The following is a 26,470-nucleotide window of genomic DNA, read 5'->3' on the forward strand; positions in this document are numbered from 1 at the left end:
GCGGCCACGCCGTTTTGCTTGATGCGTGATTGATTAAAAAGGGTAGCCTCGGCTACCCTTTTTCTTTTTTTGCAAAACACTTCTTTGGTCTGAACCCGGACCGCCCAGGATTGGTAGCCATTCATGTCTCTTGAAATCGTCATTCTCGCCGCAGGCCAGGGCACCCGCATGCGTTCAGCCCTGCCCAAGGTACTGCATCCGGTCGCGGGCAACTCCATGCTGGGCCATGTTATCCACAGCGCCCGCCAATTGGACCCACAACGTATTCATGTGGTGATTGGCCACGGTGCCGATGTGGTACGGGAACGCCTTGCCGCGGACGATTTGAATTTCGTATTGCAAGACAAGCAACTGGGCACCGGCCACGCGACCGCGCAGGCTGTGCCTTTCATCACCGCGGACACGGTATTGATCCTCTACGGCGATGTCCCGCTGATTGAAGTGGAAACCTTGCAACGCCTGCTCAAGCACGTGGTGCCTGGCCAGATGGGCCTGCTGACCGTTGAGCTGGATGACCCTACGGGCTACGGCCGCATTGTGCGCAACGCCGACGGCAAGGTGGCTGCCATCGTTGAACACAAGGATGCCAGCGAAGCCCAGCGCGCGATTACTGAAGGCAATACCGGCATTCTCGCCGTGCCTGCCAACAAGCTCGCCGACTGGATGAGCCGCCTGTCCAACAACAATGCCCAAGGCGAGTATTACCTCACAGACGTCATCGAGATGGCCGTCAGCGATGGCCTGCTGGTCGCCACCGAGCAGCCCCATCATCCGATGGAAGTGCAGGGCGCCAACGACCGCAAACAACTGGCAGAGCTGGAACGTCACTATCAACTGCGCGAAGGCCTGCGCCTGATGGCCCAGGGCGTGACCCTGCGAGACCCGGCGCGTTTCGATGTACGTGGCGAAGTCACGGTGGGCCGCGACATCTTGATCGATATCAACGTGATCCTCGAAGGCCGCGTGATCATTGAAGACGGTGTGGTCATCGGCCCGAACTGCGTGATCAAGGACAGCACCTTGCGCAAAGGCGTGGTGGTCAAGGCCAACAGCCATATCGACGGTGCCGTGATGGGCGAGGGCAGCGATGCCGGGCCGTTTGCGCGCTTGCGTCCGGGTAGTGAGCTGGGGGCCCAGGCCCATGTGGGTAACTTTGTCGAACTGAAAAACGCTCACCTCGGCGAAGGCGCCAAAGTCGGCCACCTGACTTATCTGGGCGATGCCGTCATCGGCGCACGCACCAACATCGGCGCTGGCACCATCACCTGCAACTATGACGGTGCCAATAAGTACCAGACCACCATTGGTGAAGACGTGTTCATCGGCTCCAATAACTCGCTGGTTGCTCCCGTGACCATCGGCGATGGTTCCAACACCGCAGCGGGCTCGACCATCAACCAGGATGTGGATAAGTCCCAACTGGCCGTTGCCCGCGCTCGCCAACGCAACATCGACGGCTGGAAACGCCCGGTCAAAATCAAAAAGAGCTGAGTTATCCACAACTCGATAGGTTGAGACTCACTCCTGTGGGAGCTGGCTTGCCTGCGATAGCGGTCTGACATTCATCATGATGTCGCCTGACACGCAGCTATCGCAGGCAAGCCAGCTCCCATAGTTGTTTAGTGGCATGTCCGAAAGCTGTACAAAATGCCTTCCGCCTCTTGACGATCTTTCACCAATAGGTTTTGATTGCCTTCGTTATCTTTCGAAACGAAACTTATCACTACCATGTCGAAACGAAACACCCCCCAACGACGCCACAATATCCTGACCTTGCTCAACGAACAGGGCGAAGTCAGCGTGGACGAATTGGCCAAACATTTCGAAACTTCGGAAGTGACCATCCGCAAGGACCTTGCTGCCCTCGAAAGTAACGGCTTGCTCCTGCGTCGCTACGGCGGTGCAATCACTATGCCCCAAGAGCTGGTGGGTGACGCTGCCCAGCCCATCTCGGTCTACAAGCGCGCCATCGCCCGTGCGGCCGTGAAGCGTTTGCGTGAACATGCGCGCATCATCATCGACAGCGGCAGCACCACCGCCGCGATGATCCCCGAACTGGGCCATCAGCCGGGCCTGGTGGTGATGACCAACTCCCTGAACGTGGCCCGCGCCTTGAGCGAACTGGAACATGAACCGGTGCTGTTGATGACCGGGGGTACCTGGGACCCGCATTCGGATTCGTTCCAGGGCCAGGTCGCCGAGCAGGTCCTGCGTTCTTACGACTTTGACCAGCTGTTCATCGGTGCCGATGGCATCGATTTACAGCGCGGCACCACCACCTTCAACGAACTGCTGGGCTTGAGCCGCGTCATGGCCGAGGTCGCCCGTGAAGTGGTGGTGATGGTCGAGTCCGACAAGATCGGCCGCAAGATTCCCAACCTGGAACTGCCCTGGAGCAGCGTCCATACCCTTATTACCGATGATCGCCTGCCGCTCGAGGCCCGCGACCAGATCCAAGCCCGCGGCATTACGCTGATATGCGCGGCAATCATCTAGGAGAAGCACCATGTGTGGAATTGTTGGCGCAGTCGCCGAACGTAACGTTACTGCCATCCTGATCGAAGGCCTCAAGCGCCTCGAATACCGCGGTTACGATAGCGCCGGTGTGGCCGTCTTCACCAACGCCGGCAAGCTGGAGCGCATGCGCCGCCCGGGCAAGGTCAGCGAACTGGACCAAGCCCTGGCCGGTGAGCCGCTAGTAGGTCGCCTGGGCATTGCCCACACCCGTTGGGCCACCCACGGTGCACCGTGCGAGCGTAACGCTCACCCGCACTTCTCCGGCGACCTGGCCGTGGTGCACAACGGCATCATCGAAAACCATGAAGTGCTGCGTGAACAACTCAAGGGCCTGGGCTACGTCTTCACCTCGGACACCGACACCGAAGTGATCGCCCACCTGCTCAACCACAAGCTCAAGGATCACAGCGATCTGACCACCGCCCTCAAGGCCACGGTCAAGGAACTGCATGGCGCCTACGGCCTGGCCGTGATCAGCGCCAGCCAGCCTGACCGCCTGGTTGCCGCACGCAGTGGCAGCCCATTGGTGATCGGCCTGGGCCTGGGCGAGAACTTCCTTGCCTCTGACCAACTGGCCCTGCGCCAAGTGACCGACCGCTTCATGTACCTGGAAGAAGGCGACATTGCCGACATCCGCCGTGAAAGCGTGCAGATCTGGGATGTGAATGGTCAATCCGTCGAGCGCGAAGCCGTGCAATACCGCGATGGCGCCGAAGCCGCCGACAAAGGCGAGTTCCGCCACTTCATGCTCAAGGAAATCCACGAGCAGCCGTCCGTGGTACAGCGCACCCTGGAAGGTCGCCTGAGCCAGAACCAAGTATTGGTGAACGCCTTCGGCCCGCAAGCCGCCGAACTGTTCGCCAAAGTGCGCAATGTGCAAATCGTCGCCTGTGGCACCAGCTACCACGCCGGTATGGTGGCGCGTTACTGGCTGGAAGAACTGGCCGGCATCCCGTGCCAGGTCGAAGTCGCCAGCGAGTTCCGCTACCGCAAGGTGGTGGTGCAGCCCGACACCCTGTTCGTGACCATTTCCCAGTCTGGTGAAACCGCCGATACCCTGGCTGCCTTGCGCAACGCCAAGGAGCTGGGCTTCCTCGGCAGTCTGGCGATCTGCAACGTCAGCATCAGCTCCCTGGTGCGTGAATCCGACCTGACCCTGCTGACCCAGGCCGGTCGCGAAATCGGCGTGGCCTCCACCAAAGCCTTCACCACCCAACTGGTGGGCCTGTTGCTGCTGACCCTGTCCTTGGGCCAAGTGCGCGGCACCCTCGCCGAAGGTGTCGAAGCCACCCTGGTGGAAGAACTGCGTCGCCTGCCGACCCGCCTGGGTGAAGCCTTGGCCATGGACAGCACCGTGGAAAAAGTCGCCGAGCTGTTCGCTGACAAGAACCACACCCTGTTCCTGGGCCGTGGCGCGCAATACCCGGTGGCGATGGAAGGCTCGCTGAAACTCAAGGAAATCTCGTACATCCACGCCGAAGCCTACCCGGCCGGCGAGCTGAAGCACGGCCCATTGGCCCTGGTGGATGACGATATGCCAGTGGTTACCGTGGCGCCAAACAATGAACTGCTGGAGAAGCTCAAGTCCAACCTGCAGGAAGTACGCGCCCGTGGCGGCCAACTGATCGTCTTCGCCGATGAGAAGGCCGGCATGACCAATGGTGAAGGCACGCATGTGATCAACATGCCTCACATCCACGACACACTGTCGCCGATCCTCTACACCATCCCGCTGCAGTTGCTGTCGTACTACGTCGCCGTGCTCAAAGGCACCGACGTTGACCAGCCGCGTAACCTGGCCAAGTCGGTGACGGTGGAATAAGCCTCACTGGCGTACCCAAAAGGGGCTGTTTTAAACAGCCCCTTTTTTTCGTTCTGGATTCGCTCAATTCAAGGATGCGTATTGATGCAAAGCCCTTCTTCTACCGTCCACGCACGTCTGCACAATCGTCGGTTTGTGGTCGCGAATAACGCGCAAGGCTTGTCCGGTACCGGCACCGTGTTTCATTACAAAGTCGAAGACGGGGTGATTTCGAGCACTTATCAGGGTGGCCGAATTCGCCTGGGAACGCAGGTCGGGCGGGTGACCGGCCCAGACACTATCGAACTGCTTTATCAGTGTGTCACCCTGGACGGGGAGCTGCTCGCAGGGTGGTCACGAGGCACGGTAGGTGTTGGTCACGCCGGGCGCACTACCCTCAGTTTCGTTTGGGGCTGGCTATCGGGTGCGACCGGAGGCGGAGAGTCGAGCTATATCGAGATCACTGGCTAGAGGTATTGAAAGCACCATAAAACCTACAGGTAGGCGCATATCCCCTGTGGGAGCGGGCTTGCCCGCGAAGGCGGCGTGTCAGTCGCTGCATCTGTTACTGCACTACCGCTTTCGCAGGCAAGCCAGCTGCCACATTTTGACCTCCATCGGGTTTGAGAAAGGGGTGGGTCAGGTCCACCAGTAGCGCACGAGATGAAAGAAAATCGGCGCCGCAAAGCACACCGAATCCAGCCGATCCAGCATCCCGCCATGCCCTTCGATCATATGCCCCCAATCCTTCACGCCGCGGTCGCGCTTGATCGCCGACATCACGATCCCGCCGGCAAACCCCAGCAAGTTGATCAGCAGCGCGATCAGGAACGACTGCCAGGGATTGAATGGTGTGGTCCACCACAGTGCTGCGCCGATCAGGGATGACAACAGGACCCCGCCGACAAAGCCTTCCACGGTTTTCGAAGGCGACAGGTTGGGCGCGATCTTGTGTTTGCCGAACAGCTTGCCGCACACGTACTGCAACACGTCCGACAGCTGCACCACGATCACTAGGTAGGCGATCAGCAGCAGGTTACGGCCTTCGTAGCCCGGTATGTCCAAGGTCAGTAGTGCCGGGACGAAAGACACGCAGAACACGGCGATCATCAGCCCCCATTGCACCTTCGATGCCCGTTCCAGAAAGTGCGTACTGTCGCCGCCCAGGGAGGCGAGGATCGGCAGCAGCAGGAACACGTACACCGGGATGAAGATCGAGAACAGCCCGTACCAGTCGGCGTAGATCAGCAGGTATTGCAGCGGCAGGGCCAGGTAGAACGCGGCCACCAGGGCCGGGTAGTCGCTGCGTCGGGTGGGCGTGAGGGTGAGGAACTCGCGCAGGGCGTAGAACGACACCGCGTAGAACAGCAGGATCACCGCGCCGGTGCCGAGCCAGAACGCGATGCCGATCACCACCACCATCACCCACCAGGCGTTGATGCGGGCGTTGAGGTTGTCGATCACGGCATTCGGGCTGCCACGGGTGCGCAGCTTGAGGATCAGGCCGATCAGCGACGCGATGACCAGGATCGCGCCGATGCCGCCAAATAACATCAGGGTTTGGCTATCCATCTCAGGAATGCTCCGGGGCAAGGGCGAGCAGGGCGTCGCGGCTGCGGGCAAGGAAGTCGGCTTTGTCTTCGCCTTCTTCCAGTTGCAGGGGGGCACCGAAGCTGGTGGTGCATAACAAGGGCAGTGGCAATACGCGGCCCTTGGGCATAACCCGGTTCAGGTTGGCTATCCACACCGGGACCAGCTCGGCCTGTGGGTAACTCTTTGCCAGGTGGTACAAACCGCTTTTGAACGGCAGCAAGCCATCCTCCAGATTGCGCGTGCCTTCGGGAAAAATGATCAGCGAATCGCCGCCCTCCAACGCCGCAAGCATGGGCTGCAATGGGTTGTCCACAGGGTCCTTGCGCTCACGGTCGATCAGCACGCCATTGAACACTCGATTGATGATGTAGCGGCGCAGCGCACTCTTGTTCCAGTAATCACTGCCGGCCACCGGGCGTGTGAATTTGCGCAGGTTCTGCGGCAGTGATGCCCACACCAGGACGAAGTCGCCGTGGCTGCTGTGGTTGGCGAAGTAGATCCGCTGCACCGGGACCGGCGCGCACCCCAGCCACAGGCTGCGGGCGCCAGTGACGGTGCGGGCCATGGAAGTAATCAGCGTGGCGACCACGGGTTCGAACATGGGAATTCCTTATCCGGCGAAAGGTAGCCAAGGGCTGGCGAGAATGACGCCCAGGGTCAACAGCGCTTGCGCGCCCAGCAGCCAGGCTTGTTTACGCAGCAGTTTGAGGGCGCCGCGACGGCGTTCAGTCCATGGCCGACCGGCTCGCTTGGGCGATTGCAGGCCAAGGGTTTGCAGGGCCTGGTCCAGGTCTGGCGCGCGGGTGGTGTCGCGAGCGAGCAGGGCGAACAGGTCGGCGTCAAAGGCCACCCGCAGCGCCCAATACTTTTGCAGCAGGCCCAGCACGATCATCCACAGGGCCAACAGCAGACAAATGGTGGAAATGCTGGCCAACAGCAGTTGGGCGAGGCCGAACAGCACGCCTAGCAACGTCAGGCCTGTGGATAACTGATCCAGGGAGCGGCCGCGGCGCAACAGGCTGGCGACGACCTGGAGTTCCATATCAGCAGGCATTTGGCAAACCCTCCAATGCTTGACGGTGTTCGGGGTGCAGGACCACATCGGCCCGCGCTGTACGAATAATAGCCAGCGCTTGCTCAACCGTGGTGGCTCGCCCCGTGTTCAACAGCCAGGCGGCGACGGCAGTGGCGCTGCGTGAGTAACCGAGGGCACAGCACACCAACAGGGGGCCGCTCGCTTGCAGGCGTTCAATGGTGTGGGCCGCTTTCAAGCATTCGTCGGGGGTTGGGGCGATCAGGTCCAGCACGGGCACGCGGGCGTAAGCACGGCCCTGTGGATTAATCGGCAGTTCGGCGCATAAGTCGACAATGGCCTTGAATGAACCCAGCTCGCGGGTGGCAGGAATACGCCCGAGCCAGACGTTATCCACAATCGGATCGGCCTGAGGATGTTTGCGCGTCCACAGCCGCGAATTGATCCAGGCGCCCGCTAGATAAGGTGCATATAACCAGCGTGCCGCAGGCGTAAGGTGGCCATCCTCACGTTTTTGAAAGCCCGACGCGCCGAGTACGAGGTAGTTGGCCGTGATCAACCCCAGAGAAACCGCAGGCCATAGCAGCCACAGGCAAGCGCCACCGCATACGCAGGCCAGCACTGTCAGTATCACTGCGCCCAGCCCATAGCGTATCCCTAGCCGCCATCGTTGGTTATCCCGCGTCAGCCGTGCATTCAGTAAGGGGCTCGGGTGCTCCATCGGCCATAACCACACGCACAACCACCCCGCGAGGGCGCCTGTGGGTAAGTCGATAAAGTGATGTTGATAAGTGGTCAGCACCGAAACCCCGATTAGCGCGAACCAGCCGTGCACCACCCAACGCCAGAATCCTTGAGTATGCCGTTGGTACATCACCCACAGGATCACCAGCAGCGCGATATGCAGCGAAGGCGCCTGGTTGAAGGGCTTGTCAAAACCGGCCAGCACCGCAAACAACCAACCGAACACACCGTCCAGTTCCGGCCGCTCAAACGTGAAGCGCAGTGGCCAGATCAGGAAGCAACTCACGGCTATCACCTGCGCACTCAGCAGGCGCAGCGCATGCTGTTTGAGCTCATGACGCGTGTTGGGTAGCAGCAACGAGAAGCCGTAAAGCAGGTCGATGGACCAGTAGGGCACGATGGTCCATGCCCAGAACGGCATGTGTGTTTCCCAGCCGAACACCAGGGTGCCGACGTCGCTGCGCTGGCTGGTGACCCAGGTGGCGAAGCCGTAGGTGCTGAAAAACAGCGGCGCCAACAGCAGCAGCCAAAGCACCGCAGGTTTCAATAAACCGGTTTCGCGCATGTTCAGATCTTCTGTGCCAGGGACACGGTGAAAATGCCCCACTCATCCACGCGCTGGGTGATCTTGCGAAAGCCCGCTGCTTCGACGAGTTGGTCCATTTCCGGCTGGCTGCGCCGGCGCATCACCCAAGCCTGACCCTGACGGTGGCTGGTAAGCGCACGGGCAATCAGCTCCAACTGCGGGTGCCAAGGTTGGCCGGTGTAGACCAGGTAACCACCTGGCTCCACGGCTTCGGCCAGGCCCGCCAGTGAACCGCCGACCATGGCGTTATCGGCGAACAATTCGTACAGGCCAGACACCACGGCCAGGGACGGCTTGGGGTCGAGGGCGGCCAGGTCGGCGCGGTCGAACGCGTCGCCTTTGACGAACTGGGCGATGTCCCCCAAACCCTTTTCGCGAATCAGCGCGCCACCGTCGCGCACATTGATATCGCTGTAGTCGCGCAGCAGGATCGACTCCGGCAACGGCGAGACGCCCTGCAAGGCTTCAAGAATGTAACGGCCGTGGCCGGCGGCGATATCGACGATACGGACTTCGCGGTGATCATCACGCAGCTTGGCCATGGCCAGGCGCAGCAGTTCCTCGACATTAAGCTTGCGCTGGCGAATACCGCGCCAGCCGATGGAATTGAGGTAGTTGGTATCGATCATCCGCCCCAGCCCGCCCTTGCCGGTAGGCTTATTGCGATACACGTAGTCCAGGGTGCTGCCGGAATCGAAGCCGGTGTCGAAGCCCAGCTTCACCCCATCCGACAGGTTCTTGCCCAAGCCCATGCTGGCGCGGGTCATGCGCCAGTACAGGTCGCGCAGTGAATTGCGTGGCAACGGCGCGGCGAGGGATTCGGATTCGGCGCACGTGGCGCCAAGTTTGTCTGCATCCAGTAAAGAAGCGCGGTCCAGCGGGTGGGCGAAGTTCTGCAAGATAAAGCGCTTGGCGCTGGTTACAGCCACGGCGCGATCACGTTCGCCGAGGGTGTCGTGAAAAAAGCCGGGGAGGATATGCAGCTCTTTTTTCAGGCTACCGAGGCGGTCGAAGAACTGCTGCTGGGGTTTACGGTGCACCACAAAGTCGGAGCCCGAAATAAGCAGTTGGGTCGGCACCTGAATCGCCTGGGCGTCGGCGACAACCCGGTCGGCCGCTTCGTAAAGGCCCAGCAGCACATTCACCGAAATGGCCTTGGTGATCAGTGGATCGCTGTCGTAGGACGCCACGCGTTCGGGGTCATGGCTGAGGAACTTGGCCTTGACGTAGCTGTTGACGAAAAAGTTGCCACGAAACTTGCGCATCAGTGCCAGGCCGGGGCGGGCGAAGGGCACGTACAGCTTGACCTTGAAGGCTGGCGAGGCGAGCACCAGGGCGCGGATTTTTGGCGCGTAATCATGAACCCAGGTGGCCGCGATCACCGCGCCGACGCTTTGGGCGATGACGGCGATGTCTTCCTCCTCGATGCCGTAGGTGGCATTGATGTGGTCACAGAAAGTCTGCACATCGCGGGCGCTGGTGGCAAAGCTGGGGCTGTCGCCGCGCTCGCCTGGGGATTGGCCGTGGCCACGGGCGTCCCAGGCGAAGAAGTCGAATTCAGGCAGGCCCAGTTCATCCACCAAGTGGGCAATACGCCCCGAGTGCTCATGGCCGCGATGGAACAACAGGATCGCCTTGCGCGGCCCGACACCTGCCGTGGCCGGCCAGTGCCGATAGAAAAGCTCGACACCATCATGGGTACTGAAGGTGTGCTGTTGCTGTTCGCGCATCGCAAAATCCTTATGCAGAAGGGAGAGATTATTGTTCTTTGAGGCCCTGACGCACCCGGTTGACCAAGGTATAGGCGAGCAGGGCGGCGACCAGCCACATCACCGCCTCCACCCAACCGGCGCCGAGCCATCCCAGCGCCACACCCGTGGCCAGCACCCCGAGTACGAACGCCCGATCACTCTTGCCCATGGGCCCGTCATAACGGCGCGACGCGCCCACCATCGGCCCCAGCACTCCGGCGTATTCGCTGAATACCGCAAGCAGCGTCACCAGCAGCACCGGCGCCAGGCTCACATCGGGGATCAATGCAAAGGGCAGGATCAGCGCACTGTCGGCGATCACATCGCACAATTCATTGAGGTAAGCACCGAGGCGCGACTGTTGGCCGAATTCCCGGGCCAGCATGCCATCGATGGCATTGAGCGCCATGCGCACAATCATCCACAGCGGGATCAGTGCAAACAGCCAGAGGTGTTGGGCAAAGCCCGCGATCAACAGCCCCACCAGCAGGGAAACAACCCCGGCCAGCACGGTGATCTGGTTGGCGGTGGTGCCGTTGTCATAAAGGCGCTGCACGAGAGGCCGCAGCAGGTTTTGAAAACGCGGTTTGAGTTGGTAGATGGAAATCATGGGGGGTGGCGCTTCCTTGTCCGTGAACCCGCGAAAAACTGTTTTGAAGTGTGCCGACTAATCGCAGCCGACACCAGTGATGGCTCGTGTTTATAGGGGATTAGTCACGCTCTTGAGCATAATCAATCACCGCTTGTGGGAGCGTCCTATGGGGCCTCAACAGCAGGTGATCGAGTTCGTGTCTATAGTTACATCTCTACACACGCAGAGGGTCGCAAATGTCTTCGACTTTGCACCGACAGACACCGACTCTGAGGGTGACAGACGCGCGTAGGTTGCAAGTAGCGGTCGTTGCGTATCACCGACAGACATTAGACGAGGCACTGCAGGCACGTACCGAAAGGTATTCGCGCGATGTCCTTGGTCGAGTGCATGCACAATGGGACACGCGATTGTGGGCAACGGGTGGTGAAACAGGGGAGCCCAACCAAGTTATGACCCATAGTCTGTCGGGCCAGCTGTTGCGTGTTGAAAGCGTAGATGCGGGCTGGCGTGTCAACCTTGTGGGCGACGCAGCTCAAACGCTGCATAGTTGGGATGGGCGGGGTACTGTCCGGCGGGTGTGCTATGACTCCCAAATACGTCAGGTTAGTGTGAGCGAAGAGTCAGCGACCACTCTCCAGACCTTCGTCGAGCGGCTGACGTACGGATCATCGACTGAAATGGGCAATCGTTGCGGTCGGCTGGTTCGGCATGACGATGGGGTCGGCAGCCAGGTTTTTGTCGATTACGGTTTGCTGGGGCACGTTGCAGGCCAGACTCAACAGTTTCTCAAGGCATTGGTACCCGCGGATTGGCCTGAGTCTTTGGATGAGCGCGACGCGTTATTGGAGACAGATCACCAAGGCGCGGCAATGCGGTATCTCACGCAATGGCATCACGATGCGTTGAATCAGTTGCTCCGCCAAACCGATGCGTTGGCGAATGTGCAGAGCCATTGCTACAACGTGGCGGGTGAACTGGTTCAATCCAGTCTGACTGAGGATGGAAAACCGGAGCAATTGCTGCTCAGCGCGGTCCGCTATAACGCTTGTGGTCAAGTCGAATCCCAGCTGGCGGGTAATGGTGTCATTTCCCGGCCCGGCTACGACGCCCGCAGTGGGCGACTATTAAGACTGAACACAATCCGGCAGGATAAAGTACTCCAGGACCTACATTATCAGTGGGACCCCGTGGGTAACCTGCAATGCTTGGAGGACCGGGCACAACCAACCCAATGGTTTGATTCTCAACGAATTGTCCCCGTTAGCACTTATCGCTACGACACGCTTTACCATTTGATTGAGGCCACCGGACGGGAAAGCGTCCTGGCCGGCATTCAGCCTGGCCTGCCCGGTGTTGTACTACCAGGAGGAGGTGACGCGAGTCGGTTGCGTAACTACACGCAGGTTTACACCTATGACCTCGGCGGAAATCTAATCACGCTCAAGCATGGCAGCGAACCCTTGCGCATGATGAAGACAGCCGAGCGTAGTAATCGAAGCATGTACATGGCCGATGAGATGAATCCACCGGATTTAGCCAATGGGTTTGATGCAAACGGCAATTTGTTGATGTTGGACGGCGCGCAGAGGATGACATGGGACGCCCGTAATCAATTGCACCAAGTCACCCAGGTGCTGCGCAAGGCGGGGCCTGCGGATAACGAACGGTATTTCTACCATGGCACTGGGCAGCGTGGACGCAAGGTACGAGTGTGGCAGGCAAAGTCTGTTGAGCATGTGGCCCAGGTCATGTATCTGCCGGGTTTGGAGATACACAGCGATACGGCGACGGGAGAAGTCCTGCATGTCATCAGCGTGGCGTTAGGGCGCAGTCAAGTTCGACGGTTAAACTGGCGAGCGAACGGTCGCAAGAGACTACCTGTCCCACAGTGGCGCTACAACGTTGATGACCATCTGGGCAGCGTTGCGTTGGAACTCGATGAATATGGCGACGTGATCAGTCATGAGGGGTATTACCCCTTCGGTGGTACGGCGTGGTGGGCGGTCAGAAGTCAGACTCATGTTAATGGCAAGACCATCCGTTATTCAGGCCAAGAGCGGGATGCGACCGGATTGTACTATTACGGTTCGCGTTACTATGCGCCATGGCTGATGCGCTGGATCAACCCGGATCCCTCGGGCGAAATCGATGGGCTGAATCTGTATCGAATGGTCCGAAATAATCCGCTCCGGTATCGAGACCACGATGGCAGGGCTCCGGAAGTCGCCGACGACTATTCGGATAATTCCTCCAGTGCCCATGTTCCGGCTTATCGACAGAATCCAGAGACATTCCGGCGTCGTGACGTGGATGCTCACGTCGCCGCCGAGCGCCGGGACGCCGTGGAGAGGAGCATGACTCACCGTATGTATGGCGAGCACCGCGTTGAGTCTACTTACACGTCTGCTTCAATCCCAGGCAGGTATCGGTTCAGAAACGAATTCTTGCCCGGCCGCTGGCGCTTGATGGAAAACTACCGTGCGCCAGTAGAGGGGCCCAATGCTACCGACGTTACCTGGCATCAGTATGAAGTGATTTCAAGGCATAACAATTTTTACGGTGTTTTACCGCAAGCCATTGTGCGCTGGAACGTTCAAAACAATGAGGCTCTGCTTGCTACGCAGCAGCAGGAAGGCATGCTGGAGCGGTTTTTGGCCAGTGAGGGCAATGGCCGTTCAACTCAGAGAATCATGACTGCTTTCGGCCTGCGTGCTACGGGTATCACGCGACAGGAAGTTTACGATTATCAACTGGGGGCGGACGTTGACATCATAGAGGTTCATGTCGAGCCTCAGCCTGTTCTCGAACCCGCTCCGATGGTTAGGAGCCCGTCCCTGGAGGCTTTGACTCGAGCAGTAGAGCGAGACTTGCGCCGTGCGGCGCGCAACCCTGTCTCACGGGTTGCCCATCGTGTTTGGCGAAACATGCGTAGAGTCATTCAAGGTAGCAGTGCCCGACGTGCCCTGAGGTAACTCTGTGAAGGCCGGACAGCCGACGGATATTTTGCGAGTGCTCCTCGACCTAAATGTGCGAACGGGGTTGAGAACAAAAATTTCACGCTTCGTGTTATATCGTAACGAATTGTGTGCAAATGGGCGTTGAGCAGATGCAAGTGGATCTAGAGGCTGATGGGGCTTCGGTTGAAGGCCTCGCGCGTTTTCAGCAGGGGCTGTTCCACGCCCGTCGATTGCGCCAGGCCGGTATCGGCCTGACAACCCTGGCCCTCAGTGGTTGGATATTGGCGCTGTTCGTAGCGTTGTTTGCACCCGTGTCGATCTGGCCGGTGGTTTTGATCAACTGCGCGTCGGCCTTGCTGCTGCTGGTGGCCGGCTTGCAGTCGGCCTGGTGGGTGGCCGATTGGCGTGCCCAGGCGCTGGAAGTGCCGCGCGGTGAAGCGGTCGAACAATCCATCGAGCCCACACCCTGGCATAAGGGCCTGATCAACCGGTTCGGCAACGGCCTGTTGGCGCAGATTGGCGCACCGGTGCTGTGGTTGGGCGGCTGGTCGTTGCTGGCGCTGGTCAGCATCCTGCAGTTCTGGAACCTGGGCTTGCCCGCTGCCGCCATCGGGCAGTCGGCAAGTATTGGCGCAGCGCTCGCATTGGCCCTGGCGTTTGGCCTGCTGGTATTCGAACGCCGCCTGGCCCAGGAAACTGCCGCCCAATGGCCGGAAGCCTCGCAGCTGGCGCAGTTGAGCCGGATGGCAATTATCTGCTTGGTGCTCAGCGCGATCTGCCTGCTGTTTGCCAATGCGGAGTCGGTGTGGCCGCTGCGCCTGGCGACACTCGTCGGCCTGTTGCCGGCGCTGGTGGCGCTGGAGTTCCTGCTCCGGGGCGTGCTCTCGCTGTTCAGCCCGCGCCAGCCGCGCCTCGAACCGCGCTTGATGGCGCAGAGTTTCATTGCCGGCCTGCTGCGTTGGCCGCCGCAGCCGTTGCTGGCGTTGCAGCATGAACTGCACAACCGTTTTGGCATCGACCTGCGCCAGATCTGGGCCTTCACTTACATGCGCCGAGCGTTTTTCCCGGTGCTGCTGGTGGTGCTGGGGGTAGGTTGGGCGCTGACCGGTGTGCATGAAGTGCCCCTGCAAGGCCGTGGGATTTATGAGCGTTTTGGTAAACCGGTTGAGGTGTTCGGCCCCGGGCTGCATGCGGGTTTGCCGTGGCCGTTGGGCCGCGTACTGAACGTGGAAAACGGCGTGGTGCATGAGCTGGCGACCAGCGTCAGTGACGCCGCCACACCGCAGTTGGCCGCAGCCGAAGGCCCGGCGCCGTTGATCGCCAACCGCCTGTGGGACGCCAGCCATGTGAATGACAAATCCCAGGTTATTGCCAGCAGCAGTGGCAACAAGCAGGGCTTCCAGATCGTCAACATGGACGTGCGCTTTGTCTACCGCATCGGCCTCACCGATCAGGCTGCGCTTGCCGCCACCTACAACAGCGCGGATATCCCGACCCTGATCCGCAGCACCGCCAGCCGCATCCTGGTGCACGATTTTGCCTCGCGCACCCTGGATGAATTGCTCGGGGAGGAGCGCACCAGCCTCGCCGACGAGATTGGTCGCAGCGTGCAAGACGACCTGCAAACCCTCGACAGCGGTGTGGAAATCCTCGCCACGGTGGTCGAGGCGATCCATCCGCCGGCCGGGGCCGCCAACGCTTATCACGGTGTGCAAGCCGCCCAGATTGGCGCCCAGGCGCTGATCGCCCGTGAACGCGGTGCCGCCAGCGAACAGACCAACCAGGCGCTGCTTCAAGCCAGTACCGCCCGCGATCAGGCCCAGGCCAGTGCCCGCGAAGTGAATGCCGGCGCCCAAGCAGCGAACCTGCGCTTTGCCGCCGAACAAAAAGCCTACGCCGCTGCGGGCCAAGCCTTCGTGCTGGAACAGTACCTGGGCCAACTGAGCCAGGGCCTGGCTCAGGCCAAGCTGCTTATTCTGGATCATCGTTTGGGTGCCGACAGTGCGCCGACGATCGATCTACGTTCTTTTACCTTGCCCGCCGACCCGTCGGCGCCGCGCAAAGCCGTTCAATAAGGAGTTCGTCTGTTGAGCGCTCATTCCCACGATCATGATCACGGTCATCACCACCATCACGGCCACCACCATCACCATCACGGCGATGAGCAGGCGACCGGGCCTTTTCCCTGGCGGCGCATGGCGTGGGCGGTGTTGCTGGTGCTGTTTGCCGTGGCAGCGGCGAGCCTGGTGCAAGTGCGTTCCGGCGAGGCCACGGTGATTACCCGCTTCGGCAACCCTGCGCGCGTGCTGCTGGAGCCGGGCCTGGGCTGGCGCTGGCCGGCACCGTTCGAAGCAGCGATCCCGGTGGACCTGCGCCTGCGCACTACGTCCAGCGGCTTGCAGGATGTGGGCACCCGCGATGGCTTGCGGATTATTGTGCAGGCCTATGTGGCGTGGCAGGTGCAGGGCGATGCCGACAACGTGCAGCGTTTTATGCGTGCGGTGCAGAACCAGCCGGATGAGGCGGCGCGGCAGATTCGTACCTTCGTCGGCTCTGCGTTGGAAACCACGGCAGCCAGCTTTGACCTGTCCAGCTTGATCAATACCGACGCCAGCCAAGTGCGCATCGCCGATTTTGAAGCGCAGTTGCGCCAGCAGATTGATCAACAATTGCTCACCACCTATGGTGTGCGCGTGGCGCAGGTCGGTATCGAGCGTTTGACGTTGCCATCGGTGACCCTCACCGCCACGGTTGACCGCATGCGCGCCGAGCGTGAAACCATCGCCACCGAACGCACCGCCGTGGGCAAGCGCGAAGCGGCGCAGATCCGCTCCGCTGCCGAGCGTGATGCGCGCATCATGCAGGCCGATGCCACCGTGAAAGCCGCCGACATCGAAGCGCAGTCGCGGGTTGAAGCCGCGCAGATTTATGGCCGCGCCTACGCTGGCAATCCGCAGCTGTACAACCTGCTGCGTTCGCTGGATACCTTGGGCACGGTGGTCACGCCGGGGACCAAGATCATCCTGCGCACCGACGCCGCGCCGTTTCGCGCCCTGGTGGATGGGCCGAAGGACCTGCAGCCATGAGCGAGCCTGAAAGCCCGGACAGCCCGTGGATCCAGGCCGGGCGCCTGACGTTCCTGGCACTGTACGCGGTCACCGTATTGGCGGCGTTGGCCTGGGCCTTTTCCAATGTGCGCCAGATCGACCCGCAGAATCGCGCCGTGGTCCTGCATTTTGGCGCCCTCGATCGCATTCAGAACGCCGGATTGTTGCTGGCTTGGCCGCAGCCTTTCGAACAAGTCGTCCTGCTGCCAGCGGCCGACCGGGTGATCGAACGGCGGGTGGAAAACCTGCTGCGTTCCGATGCGGCGCTGCAGGCCGATCGCGTGGCCAGTTTCGCCACGCCCTTGAGCGATGCCCTGGCCGGCTCCGGCTACCTGCTGACCGGCGATGCCGGGGTGGTGCAGTTGGACGTGCGGGTGTTCTACAAGGTGACCGAACCCTACGCCTTTGTGTTGCAGGGCGACCACGTGCTGCCGGCCCTGGATCGGTTGGTGACACGCAGCGCCGTGGCCCTCACCGCAGCGCGGGATCTGGACACCATCCTGGTAGCACGCCCGGAACTGATCGGCAGCGACAATGGCGCCGCCGAGCGCCGTGAGCGGCTGCGCGGCGACCTGGTGCAAGGCATTAATAAACGCCTGGCGGAGTTGGCGGCCAGCGGCTTGGGGCTGGGTATCGAAGCCACCCGCGTCGATGTGCAATCGAGCCTGCCAGGGCCTGCGGTGAATGCGTTCAACGCGGTATTGACCGCCAGCCAGCAAGCCGATAAAGCCGTGGCCAACGCCCGCACTGAAGCGGAAAAACTCACCCAGACCGCCAACCAGGAAGCTGATCGCCAGGTGCAAGTCGCCCATGCCCAGGCCAGTGAGCGCTTGGCCAATGCCCAGGCGCAGACCGCTACCGTTGCCAGCCTGGCCCAGGTCAAAGACCCCGGTTTGCTGTTGCGCCTGTACCGTGAACGCTTGCCGAAGATTCTCGGCCAGGCCGGTTCAGTGACCACCGTCGATCCCAAAGACGACTCCCGCTTGATCATCCAGGGAGCCGAACAATGAGCGCACCCATGCTGACCTCTGCCGAACAGCGCAGCGCTGCCCGGCAATTGACCTTGGCGATGCTCGCCCTGGGCTTGCTCGTGCTGGGCCTGGTGTGGCGCTGGCTCGCGCCCGACCAGAGCGGCGTCAGCCAGTTGCTGCTTGGCGTGGCATCCCTGTTGGTGGCGGTGCCGGTGATGCGTTCGGCCTGGTACAGCCTGCGCTTTCCGAGCCTGCACGGCATCACCGACCAATTGATCGCCCTGGCCATGCTCGGCGCCTGGGCCACCGGTGATCTGCTCACCGCCGCGTTGCTGCCGATCATCATGATCTTTGGCCATGTGCTGGAAGAGCGCAGCGTGATTGGCTCCCAGGAAGCGATCCATGCCCTGGGCAAACTCACCCGCAGCCACGCCCGCCTGGTGCAGGCGGACGGCAGCATCACCGAAGTGGATAACGGCACCTTGAACACCGGCGATGTCGTCGAAGTGCGTGCCGGTGACCGCGTGCCGGCCGATGGCGTGGTGTTGTCCGGCCAGGCGAGCCTGGACACGGCGCCGATCACCGGCGAGTCGGTGCCGTTGGAAGCCAGCGTGGGCGTGCAGGTGTTTGGTGGGGCGATCAACCTCGATGGCCTGCTGCGCCTTGAGGTCACGCGTACCGGCAACGAATCGACGTTGGGCAAAGTCATTGCGCTGATGCAGAACGCCGAGCGTTCCAAGCCGCCGATCACCCGGCTGCTGGAGCGCTACGCCGGCAGCTATATGGTGTTGGTGCTGTTGCTGGCGGCGGTCACCTGGTTTGTCACCAACGATGCGCAGGCGATGCTGGCGGTGTTGGTGGCGGCGTGTCCGTGCGCTTTGGTGCTGTCGGCGCCGGCCACCGCGATTGCGGGGATCGCCGTGGCGGCGCGCCATGGCATTCTGATTCGCAGCTCGGCGTTCCTGGAAGAACTGGCCGACCTGACATCACTGGTGGTCGACAAGACCGGCACCCTGACCTTTGGCACCCTGCGTTTGCAGTCCATCGAAACCGCCGCGCCGGATCGCCAAGCGCTGCTGAACCTGGCGGCCAGCCTCGGTTCGGCAAGCAGTCATCCGGTCAGCCGAGCGTTGGCGGGGTTGGCGACCCAGGAGCAGATGCTGGTGCTTAGCGACATCCGCGAGCGTCAGGGCCTGGGCGTGGTCGCCCAGACCGAGCAGGGCGAAGCGGCGCTGGGACGGCCGGAGTTGTTTGAACAGTTGGGCATCGTCACCACCGCCGTGCCCACCCATGATGGCCCGATTGCCGGGCTGGCGTTGAACGGCGAGTTCCTCGCCTGGCTGCTGTTGGCCGACAGCGTCAAACCCGAAGCGCGCCAGGCCCTGCAAGAGCTGCGTGACTTGGGCCTGGGCCGCCAACTGCTGCTGACCGGCGACCGCCAAAGCGTGGCCGACAGCCTGGCGCTGGACGTGGGCATCAGTGATGTCGAAGCCCAAGCGCTGCCGGAAGACAAGCTCAACCGCGTACTGGGCGAAATCAGCAGTGGCTTCAGGCCAATGGTGGTGGGCGATGGCATCAACGACTCCCTGGCGCTCAAGGCCGGCGTGGTCGGTGTAGCCATGGGCGCGGGCGGTGCGGACATCGCCCTAGCCTCGGCGGACGTGGTGTTGATCGGCAGCGACTTGCGCCGCCTGGGCACCTGTGTGCGCTTGAGTCGCCAGTGTCGGCAGACGTTGCAGGTCAATGTGATCATTGGCTTGGGCTGGACACTGGCCATTGTGGTGTTCGCCGCATTTGGCTGGCTGGGGGCGGCGGGCGCGATGATCGCGGCGGTGCTGCATAACCTCAGCACCTTGCTGGTATTGGGGAACGCCGGGCGTTTACTGCGCTTCCAGGAGCCGCTGTTGAAACTCGACGAATAATTTCAGAAATATTTGCTCACGGCTGTAACGCCGACAGGAGGCCTCACTCTAGTGCTGTGTCGAGACTGAACAATCCGTTCGGACCGGCTCCACTACTGATCATGAGGAATACAACAATGAGCATTAAATCCGCTGCTGCTGGTGCCGCCCTCGCAATGGCCGCTGCTTCTCTGTTCGCGGGTGTGGCCACCCAGGTACAAGCGGCAGACGCCACCGTTCACTGCTACGGCGTGACCTCCTGCAAAGGTATGAACGACTGCAAAACCAAGGACCACGCGTGCAAGGGCCAGGGCGAGTGTAAAGGGATGGGCTTCAAGGCCATGACCAAATCGGCCTGCGACGCTGCTGGCGGTAAAGTCGGCGAGTAACCGGCAAACAAGTGCAACCGCGGCGGCTGCCTGCTACCGCTGCGGACACTTTGCCCTGGAGTGAGTCATGTCCGCGTCCCTTCCAAGTCTGGGTTACGGCCTGGGTTTACGCAGTGAGTACTACCACCAGATCCTAGAACAGTCGCCGGCCGTGGATTGGTTCGAAGTGATCTCCGAGAATTACCTGGTGCAGGGCGGCAAGGCCTTGTACTACCTGGATGCGATAGCCGAACGTTACCCCTTGGTGATGCACGGTGTGTCGTTGTCCATCGGCGGGCCACATGCCCTCGATACGGATTACCTGAACGACATCAAACAGCTCGCAGAGCGCATTCAGCCGGCGTGGATTTCCGATCACCTGTGCTGGAGCCGTGGCAGCGCGCATCAGTTACATGACTTGCTGCCCCTGCCTTACACCGAAGAAAGCCTCTACCACGTGGCCGGCCGCGTGCGTCAGGTGCAGGACGTGTTGCAGCGCCCGCTGGTGCTGGAAAATGTCTCAAGCTACGTGCGTTCCAAGGCGGATGAATTCACCGAGTGGGAGTTCCTCAACGCCTTGGCCCACCTGAGCGGATGCCAGTTGCTGCTGGACGTCAACAACGTCTACGTCAGCGCACGCAACCATGGCTTTGATGCCTGGACGTTCATTCGTAACCTGCCAGCCGAAAGCATTCGCCAACTACACTTGGCGGGGCATATGGATTATGGCGACTATGTGGTCGATACCCATGACCATCCAGTGTGCGACCCGGTGTGGGCGCTTTATCAGCAAACTTTGGAGCATTTGGGCCCAGTGTCGACCTTGTTGGAACGCGATGACCATTTTCCGCCCTTCGAAGAGTTGCTCACCGAGTTGAACAAAGCCCGTGAGTTGGGTGCCAGCGCCTTGGCCCGGAGAGCGTTATGCGCCTGATCGACTGGCAGTTGGCGTTTGAACAGCATCTATTATCCGAAGCGCCCGCGGCCAGCAGTGGCTTTGCCGCCACCTTGCTGGGAGGGCCGACATTGGATGTGGACACCGGCCTGGCGATTTACCACAACGCTTACCTGTCGCGTCTGCAAGAGGTACTGCGCCATGACTTCGGTGCCATCTGGTATTGGCTGGGAGATGAGCAGTTTTGCTCACTGACCGAGGCCTACATCCGCCGTTATCCGTCGGCCCATTACAGCGTGCGCTGGTTGGGCGAGCGCTTTGCGATGTTTATCGTTGAGCATTTGATGGCTGCGCAAAGTGCGCCTTTGGCTGAGTTGGCACGCCTGGAGTGGGCGTTCACCTTGGCGTTTGACGCCGCCGAAGGGGAGCCGCTGACCTTGAATGACATGGCGCATTTGGCGCCTGAAGACTGGCCCACCTTGCAGGTTGCGCTGGCGCCTTCGGTGCAGCAGCTGCTTTGCCGTTTCAACACGGTGGCGATCTGGCGAGCCAGCAAGGATGAGTCGGATTTCCCCGGCAGCCAGGCGCTGGAACCGGCGCAAATCTGCCTGGTGTGGCGCAACCAGAACCGCTGCCACTACCGCAGCCTGGAAGCCGCTGAAGCCTGTGCGCTGTCGGGCATGGTGACCATGGGCTGGAATTTTTCAGAACTGTGTATTGAGCTGGCGGTCACTTATTCAGAGGGGGCGTCGCTGCAAGCGGCCACTTGGCTGAAACAGTGGGTCCAGGAAGGTTTGCTCGAGCGCCGAGCGCCATAGAAGGGGAGCTATTCATTCGATAGCTTCCTACTTTGTTTGGCATGGTCTACCCTCACAGCAGACGTCTGAAACTAGGGGGGACTACTCATGCTCGCGCAACTTCCACCGGCCTTACAGAATCTTCAGCTACCGCTGCGTCTTCGACTCTGGGACGGCCATGAATTCAACTTGGGCCCTGAGCCCAGCGTCACCATCGTGGTCAAGGATCCCACGGTTGTATCCAGGCTGACCCATCCAACGCTCGACTCACTGGGCGAAGCCTTCGTCGAGGGCAAGCTGGAGCTGGAAGGCTCCATCACCGAAGTGATCAGGGTATGTGACGAGTTGAGTCACGCCTTGGTCGATGACGACGAGGAGAGTCGTCCGGTGCGCTCGATTCACGACAAGGCCACCGACGCGGCGGCCATTTCCTACCATTACGACCTGTCCAACGAGTTCTACCAGCTATGGCTGGACCAGGACATGGCCTACTCTTGCGGTTATTTCGAAACCGGCAGCGAGTCGATCGACCAGGCCCAACAAGACAAATTCCGCCACCTGTGCCGCAAGTTGCGGCTGCAGCCGGGTGAATATCTGCTGGATGTGGGCTGCGGCTGGGGCGGGCTGGCGCGCTATGCCGCGCGGGAGTTCGGGGTCAAGGTGTTCGGCATCACCTTGAGCAAGGAACAACTGGCGCTGGCCAAGGAGCGGGTGAAAGCCGAAGGCCTGGAAGACCAGGTCGACCTGCAATTACTCGACTACCGCGACCTGCCCCAGGACGGCCGTTTCGACAAAGTGGTGAGCGTGGGCATGTTCGAACACGTCGGCCACGCCAACCTGGCGCAGTACTGCCGGACCCTGTTCGGCGCAGTGCGTGAAGGTGGTCTGGTGATGAACCATGGCATTACCGCCAAGCACACCGATGGCCGCCCCGTAGGCCGTGGCGCCGGCGAGTTTATCGAGCGCTACGTGTTCCCTAACGGCGAACTGCCGCACCTGGCCATGATGACCGCCGAGATCAGTGAAGCAGGGCTGGAAGTGGTCGATGTCGAAAGCCTGCGTATGCATTACGCCCGCACATTGGACCATTGGAGCGAACGCCTGGAAGACAACCTGGAAGCAGCGGCGAAGATGGTACCGGAACAGGCGCTACGCATCTGGCGGCTGTACCTGGCTGGCTGCGCTTATGCGTTTGCCCGAGGCTGGATCAATCTGCACCAGATACTGGCAGTGAAACCCCATGCCGATGGCGGGCATGAACTGCCGTGGACGCGGGAAGACCTCTACCGCTGATCACGCTCAAAACCGTAGGAGCGAGCTTGCTCGCGAAAAACGTCAACGATAACGCGTACTAGCTGAATGAACGCGGCGCCTGTGAGTTTTTCGCGAGCAAGCTCGCTCCTACATTATTGGTTGTGTGTTGGCGGTTAGAGGATGGGTGAGATCAAGCGCGCCACGCGCATCCCCAGTTGTTGCAGGCGACGGGTCTCGCGGCTTTCTTCCTGGCTGACTTCATGGGCCAGGGCAAAGTCGTCCAGCAGCATCTGCTCAACCTGGCTGGCGAAGGCTTCATCCACCGTCAGCAGCATCACTTCAAAATTCAGCCGGAACGAACGGTTGTCCATGTTGGCACTGCCAATTGCGCTGATTTCGCTGTCCACCAACACCACCTTTTGATGCAAAAAGCCCGGCGTGTAGCGAAACACCCGCACGCCCGCGCGCACCGCTTCGTTGGCATACAGGCTGGACGCGGCATATACGATGCGGTGGTCGGGCCGTGACGGCAGCAGCAGGCGCACATCGACTCCGCGCAATACCGCCAGGCGCAGGGCGGCAAATACCGCCTCGTCGGGGATGAAGTAGGGGCTGGTGATCCACACGCGCTCGGTCGCCGCATGGATGGCCTCGACGAAAAACAGCGAGCAGGTTTCATAAGGGTCCGCTGGCCCACTGGCGAGCAACTGGCAGAGCACGCCGTCTTCCGGGTAGGCATCCGGCAGGATCAGCGGCGGCAGTTCCCGTGCGGCCCAGAACCAGTCCTCCGCAAACGACTCCTGCAGGCAAGCCACCACCGGGCCTGTGACCTGCATATGGGTATCGCGCCATGGCGCCAGGGGCGGTTTTTTACCCAGGTATTCATCGCCTACGTTATGCCCGCCGACAAAACCGGTGATGCCGTCCACCACGACGATCTTGCGATGGTTACGGAAGTTGACCTGGAAGCGATTGAGCCAGCCACTGCGGGTGGCGAATGCCTTGACCTGCACGCCTGCGTCACGCAGCGCTTGCACATAACGATGGGGCAGGGCGTGGCTGCCGATGCGGTCGTACAGGACGTAAATGGCCACGCCCTGAGCGGCTTTTTCCTTCAACAGGGCCTGCAATTGGCGGCCCAGTTCATCATCGTGAATGATGAAAAACTGGAACAGCACGGCGGTCTTTGCGTTACGAATAGCCTCGAAGATCGCGCCGAAGGTGGCATCGCCATTGATCAACAGGCGCACTTCGTTGTTGGCCAGGCAGGGCATGCGGCCCAGCTTGGGCATGGCGCGCAAGGAGGCGTAGGCGCTGGAGTTGCGCGCCGCAAGCGCTTCCTCCACCCACGGGCGCCAGTTCAGTTCGGTGATGGCCGTGTGCATTTCCTGGTTGGCCTGGCGACGGGCCTGGATGTACGCGTCGAAGGTGCTGCGGCCAAAAATCAGGTAGGGGATCAGCGTCAGGTAGGGCATGAACATCAGTGACAACGCCCAGGCAATCGAGCCTTGTGCGGTGCGCACGGTCAGTACTGCGTGGATCGCGGCGAGCGTTCCGAGAAAGTGCAGCGTGGCAATGACGTAGGCGAGCAGGTGCGGGCCAAAGAAATCCATGAACGACGTAACTCCAGGCAGTCCAGTGCGTAACAGACCATGAACGGCTGTGAATGTCGCTATTTTATTTGCCATGCAACACTGGCTGCTTTGCGACGTCTAACGCCCACAATTACCCAGGAGTTACCCGATGAATGCTCGTCTGCTTGGTTTGGCCATGGTTGTTGGTTTGTCGCTGCCTGTGGCGGCGCAGGCGCAGATGCTGGCGCCGGGCTTGTGGGAATTGACCACCAGCAATATGAAAGTCGATAACCAGGACCTGCCGGACTTGTCGCTGATCCTCGGTCAACTCAAGCAACAGATGACCCCTGAACAGCGCGCCATGCTCGAAAAGCAAGGCATCAACATGGCCGGTAAAGGCGTACAGGTGTGCCTGACCCCGGCTCAGGTGGCCTCCGATTCGATCCCCCTGACCGACCCTCAATCGGGCTGCAAACAGGAAGTCACCGACAAGAGCGGCAACCAGTGGAAATTCCGTTTCAGTTGCCCGAAAGCCCAGGGCACTGGCGTGGCAACGTTCCAGAGCCAGAAAGAATTCACCACCAGCGTCAACGGTACCTTCAATGCCACCGGGATCCAGCAGAAGGGTAGCCTGGACAGCCACGCCCAGTGGCTGGGCAACGATTGCGGTTCGGTCAAACCCCGCGCTTAACGCCCAAACTGCAGGGGCAAGCCCTGGCAACTGTTGACCACTTGGCCGTTGTGCCAGGCCAAGTGGCCGCTGACCAGTGTGGTACTCACGCTGTGGCGAAAGCTGCGTTCTGCAAAGGGTGTCCAGCCGCAGCGGGCGAGGATAGGCTGGCTGTTGACCGGCTTGCCAGCAGGCTCCGGTTTGATCAGTACCAGGTCGGCCCAGTAGCCCTCGCGCACGTAGCCGCGATCAGCAATGGCAAACAGGTCGGCCACGCGGTGGCTGGTCTTGGCTACCAGAGTGGTCAGGGGCAAATGCCCGTCGGCCACCAACTCCAGTAACGCCGGCAGGGCATGCTGCACCAGAGGCATGCCCGAGGGCGCTTGCCGATAACCCAACAGTTTTTGCGCCCAGGTATGCGGCGCATGGTCGGTGCCAATCACATCCAGACGATCACTCAATAACGCCAGGCGCAGCGCGTCGCGGTCGGCGCGGGTCTTGATCGCCGGGTTGCATTTGATCTGGTGGCCGAGGCGGTGGTAATCGCGGTCATCGAACAGCAGGTGGTGCAGGCAGACCTCGGCGGTGATGTGCTTGTCGGCCAGGGGCTTGTCTTCGAACAACGCCAGTTCGCGAGCGGTGGTCAGATGCAACACATGCAGACGCGTGCCATGGCGTTTGGCCAATTCAACGGCAAACGATGACGAGCGATAACAGGCCTCGGCATCGCGGATCAGCGGGTGGGCGACGGCGGGAATATGCTCGCCGAAGCGTTCGCGCAGGCGCTGCTCGTTGGCCAGGATGCTGGGCGTGTGCTCGCAATGAGCGAGCAGAATGGTTGGCACCTCGGCAAACAGGCGCTCCAGAATGCGTGGGTCGTCCACCAGCATATTGCCGGTGGAGGCGCCCATGAACACCTTGACCCCCGCCACTTGACGGGGGTCTAGGTTGGCGACGATGTCGAGGTTGTCGTTGCTCACGCCGAAATGAAAGCCGTAGTTGGCCACTGAATGCAGTGCGGCACGACGCTTTTTATCGGCAAGGGCTTCCAGGTTCAGGGTGGCCGGTTGGGTGTTGGGCATGTCCATGAAGCTGGTGATACCGCCGGCCACCGCCGCGCGGGATTCGCTGTAGAAGCTGCCTTTTTCCGGCGCGCCGGGTTCGCGAAAATGCACCTGGTCGTCGATCATCCCTGGCAGTAGCCACTGGCCGTTGGCATCGATTTCCACCGGTTCGTTATCGCCTTGAATGCTGGCGGCAATCTTCTCGATACGACCATTGGCGATCAGTACGTCGGCGTCGAATACCTGGCCCTCGTTGACCAGGCGGGCGTTGCGGATCAGCAGGCGGCTCATG

The 26,470-nt window shown here is 61.0% G+C and carries 22 protein-coding genes; 14 read left to right on the plus strand and 8 right to left on the minus strand.

The window, feature by feature from the left end:
- Positions 1–123: 123 nt before the first annotated feature.
- From glmU to HU730_RS13300, 4 genes are all read left to right on the plus strand, one after another.
- Positions 124–1,491, plus strand: a complete 1,368-nt coding sequence (glmU, locus tag HU730_RS13285) for a bifunctional UDP-N-acetylglucosamine diphosphorylase/glucosamine-1-phosphate N-acetyltransferase GlmU (RefSeq protein ID WP_186527022.1) — start codon at positions 124–126, stop codon at positions 1,489–1,491.
- Positions 1,492–1,728: 237 nt separating this feature from the next.
- Positions 1,729–2,496, plus strand: a complete 768-nt coding sequence (locus HU730_RS13290; protein ID WP_014720586.1) for a DeoR family transcriptional regulator — start codon at positions 1,729–1,731, stop codon at positions 2,494–2,496.
- A 10-nt stretch (positions 2,497–2,506) separates the two neighbouring features.
- Positions 2,507–4,339 carry a glutamine--fructose-6-phosphate transaminase (isomerizing) gene (gene glmS / locus HU730_RS13295; protein ID WP_034129178.1) on the plus strand — a complete coding sequence of 611 codons (1,833 nt, stop codon included), beginning with the start codon at positions 2,507–2,509 and terminating at the stop codon, positions 4,337–4,339.
- An 84-nt stretch (positions 4,340–4,423) separates the two neighbouring features.
- Positions 4,424–4,789 (plus strand): hypothetical protein, encoded by a 366-nt coding sequence (locus HU730_RS13300; RefSeq protein ID WP_127880317.1) that lies wholly within the window; start codon positions 4,424–4,426, stop codon positions 4,787–4,789.
- A gap of 168 nt (positions 4,790–4,957) precedes the next feature.
- On the opposite strand, the gene HU730_RS13305 is transcribed toward HU730_RS13300, so the two are convergent.
- The 6 genes from HU730_RS13305 to HU730_RS13330 are packed head-to-tail and all read right to left on the minus strand — an operon-like array spanning position 4,958 to position 10,635.
- Positions 4,958–5,890: a phosphatidate cytidylyltransferase gene (locus tag HU730_RS13305; protein ID WP_096143019.1), complete on the minus strand. Its 933-nt coding sequence runs from the start codon at positions 5,888–5,890 to the stop codon at positions 4,958–4,960.
- Between the two features lies 1 nt (position 5,891).
- A complete protein-coding gene (locus tag HU730_RS13310) occupies positions 5,892–6,512 on the minus strand; it encodes a lysophospholipid acyltransferase family protein (RefSeq protein ID WP_034129175.1) in 621 nt (206 codons plus the stop codon).
- A 9-nt stretch (positions 6,513–6,521) separates the two neighbouring features.
- Positions 6,522–6,965 (minus strand): hypothetical protein, encoded by a 444-nt coding sequence (locus tag HU730_RS13315; protein WP_186527023.1) that lies wholly within the window; start codon positions 6,963–6,965, stop codon positions 6,522–6,524.
- Positions 6,955–8,253 carry a phosphatase PAP2/dual specificity phosphatase family protein gene (locus tag HU730_RS13320; protein WP_186527024.1) on the minus strand — a complete coding sequence of 433 codons (1,299 nt, stop codon included), beginning with the start codon at positions 8,251–8,253 and terminating at the stop codon, positions 6,955–6,957. The genes HU730_RS13315 and HU730_RS13320 overlap by 11 nt, the downstream gene beginning before the upstream one ends.
- 2 nt (positions 8,254–8,255) lie before the next feature.
- On the minus strand, positions 8,256–10,004 hold the full coding sequence (locus tag HU730_RS13325; RefSeq protein ID WP_186527025.1) for a bifunctional alpha/beta hydrolase/class I SAM-dependent methyltransferase: 1,749 nt from the start codon (positions 10,002–10,004) through the stop codon (positions 8,256–8,258).
- 28 nt (positions 10,005–10,032) lie between these two features.
- Positions 10,033–10,635: a CDP-alcohol phosphatidyltransferase family protein gene (locus HU730_RS13330; protein WP_060763869.1), complete on the minus strand. Its 603-nt coding sequence runs from the start codon at positions 10,633–10,635 to the stop codon at positions 10,033–10,035.
- A gap of 434 nt (positions 10,636–11,069) precedes the next feature.
- Here HU730_RS13330 and HU730_RS13335 point away from each other — a divergent pair, with 434 nt between their 5' ends.
- The 9 genes from HU730_RS13335 to cfaB all read left to right on the plus strand — a co-directional run bounded on the left by HU730_RS13335 (position 11,070) and on the right by cfaB (position 22,909).
- Positions 11,070–13,592 carry an RHS repeat-associated core domain-containing protein gene (locus tag HU730_RS13335; protein ID WP_186527026.1) on the plus strand — a complete coding sequence of 841 codons (2,523 nt, stop codon included), beginning with the start codon at positions 11,070–11,072 and terminating at the stop codon, positions 13,590–13,592.
- Positions 13,593–13,726: 134 nt separating this feature from the next.
- Complete coding sequence (locus tag HU730_RS13340) at positions 13,727–15,652, plus strand: protease modulator HflK (protein ID WP_186527027.1); 1,926 nt, start codon at positions 13,727–13,729, stop codon at positions 15,650–15,652.
- A 9-nt stretch (positions 15,653–15,661) separates the two neighbouring features.
- Positions 15,662–16,663 carry a protease modulator HflC gene (locus HU730_RS13345; protein WP_161793234.1) on the plus strand — a complete coding sequence of 334 codons (1,002 nt, stop codon included), beginning with the start codon at positions 15,662–15,664 and terminating at the stop codon, positions 16,661–16,663.
- Positions 16,660–17,694, plus strand: coding sequence for a protease modulator HflK (locus tag HU730_RS13350; protein WP_003195796.1), 1,035 nt, complete (start codon positions 16,660–16,662; stop codon positions 17,692–17,694). Before HU730_RS13345 ends, HU730_RS13350 begins: the two co-directional genes overlap by 4 nt.
- Positions 17,691–19,577 (plus strand): cation-translocating P-type ATPase, encoded by a 1,887-nt coding sequence (locus HU730_RS13355; RefSeq protein WP_034129169.1) that lies wholly within the window; start codon positions 17,691–17,693, stop codon positions 19,575–19,577. Before HU730_RS13350 ends, HU730_RS13355 begins: the two co-directional genes overlap by 4 nt.
- Positions 19,578–19,693: 116 nt before the next feature.
- On the plus strand, positions 19,694–19,945 hold the full coding sequence (locus HU730_RS13360; RefSeq protein WP_003195792.1) for a membrane protein: 252 nt from the start codon (positions 19,694–19,696) through the stop codon (positions 19,943–19,945).
- A 67-nt stretch (positions 19,946–20,012) separates the two neighbouring features.
- Positions 20,013–20,858, plus strand: coding sequence for a DUF692 domain-containing protein (locus HU730_RS13365; RefSeq protein WP_186527028.1), 846 nt, complete (start codon positions 20,013–20,015; stop codon positions 20,856–20,858).
- A complete protein-coding gene (locus HU730_RS13370) occupies positions 20,849–21,637 on the plus strand; it encodes a DNA-binding domain-containing protein (RefSeq protein WP_054896093.1) in 789 nt (262 codons plus the stop codon). The genes HU730_RS13365 and HU730_RS13370 overlap by 10 nt, the downstream gene beginning before the upstream one ends.
- An 87-nt stretch (positions 21,638–21,724) precedes the next feature.
- Positions 21,725–22,909, plus strand: a complete 1,185-nt coding sequence (gene cfaB, locus HU730_RS13375; RefSeq protein WP_014720571.1) for a C17 cyclopropane fatty acid synthase CfaB — start codon at positions 21,725–21,727, stop codon at positions 22,907–22,909.
- Positions 22,910–23,043: 134 nt separating this feature from the next.
- On the opposite strand, the gene cls is transcribed toward cfaB, so the two are convergent.
- A complete protein-coding gene (gene cls, locus HU730_RS13380; RefSeq protein ID WP_186527029.1) occupies positions 23,044–24,483 on the minus strand; it encodes a cardiolipin synthase in 1,440 nt (479 codons plus the stop codon).
- Positions 24,484–24,613: 130 nt separating this feature from the next.
- Here cls and HU730_RS13385 point away from each other — a divergent pair, with 130 nt between their 5' ends.
- Complete coding sequence (locus HU730_RS13385) at positions 24,614–25,135, plus strand: DUF3617 domain-containing protein (protein WP_014720569.1); 522 nt, start codon at positions 24,614–24,616, stop codon at positions 25,133–25,135.
- On the opposite strand, the gene HU730_RS13390 is transcribed toward HU730_RS13385, so the two are convergent.
- Positions 25,132–26,469 carry a dihydroorotase gene (locus HU730_RS13390; RefSeq protein WP_186527030.1) on the minus strand — a complete coding sequence of 446 codons (1,338 nt, stop codon included), beginning with the start codon at positions 26,467–26,469 and terminating at the stop codon, positions 25,132–25,134. The two genes, HU730_RS13385 and HU730_RS13390, sit on opposite strands and share 4 nt — an antisense overlap.
- Position 26,470 lies beyond the last annotated feature (1 nt).

The organism is Pseudomonas sp. SWRI22 (genome assembly GCF_014268395.2).
Lineage (GTDB): Bacteria > Pseudomonadota > Gammaproteobacteria > Pseudomonadales > Pseudomonadaceae > Aquipseudomonas > Aquipseudomonas paracarnis.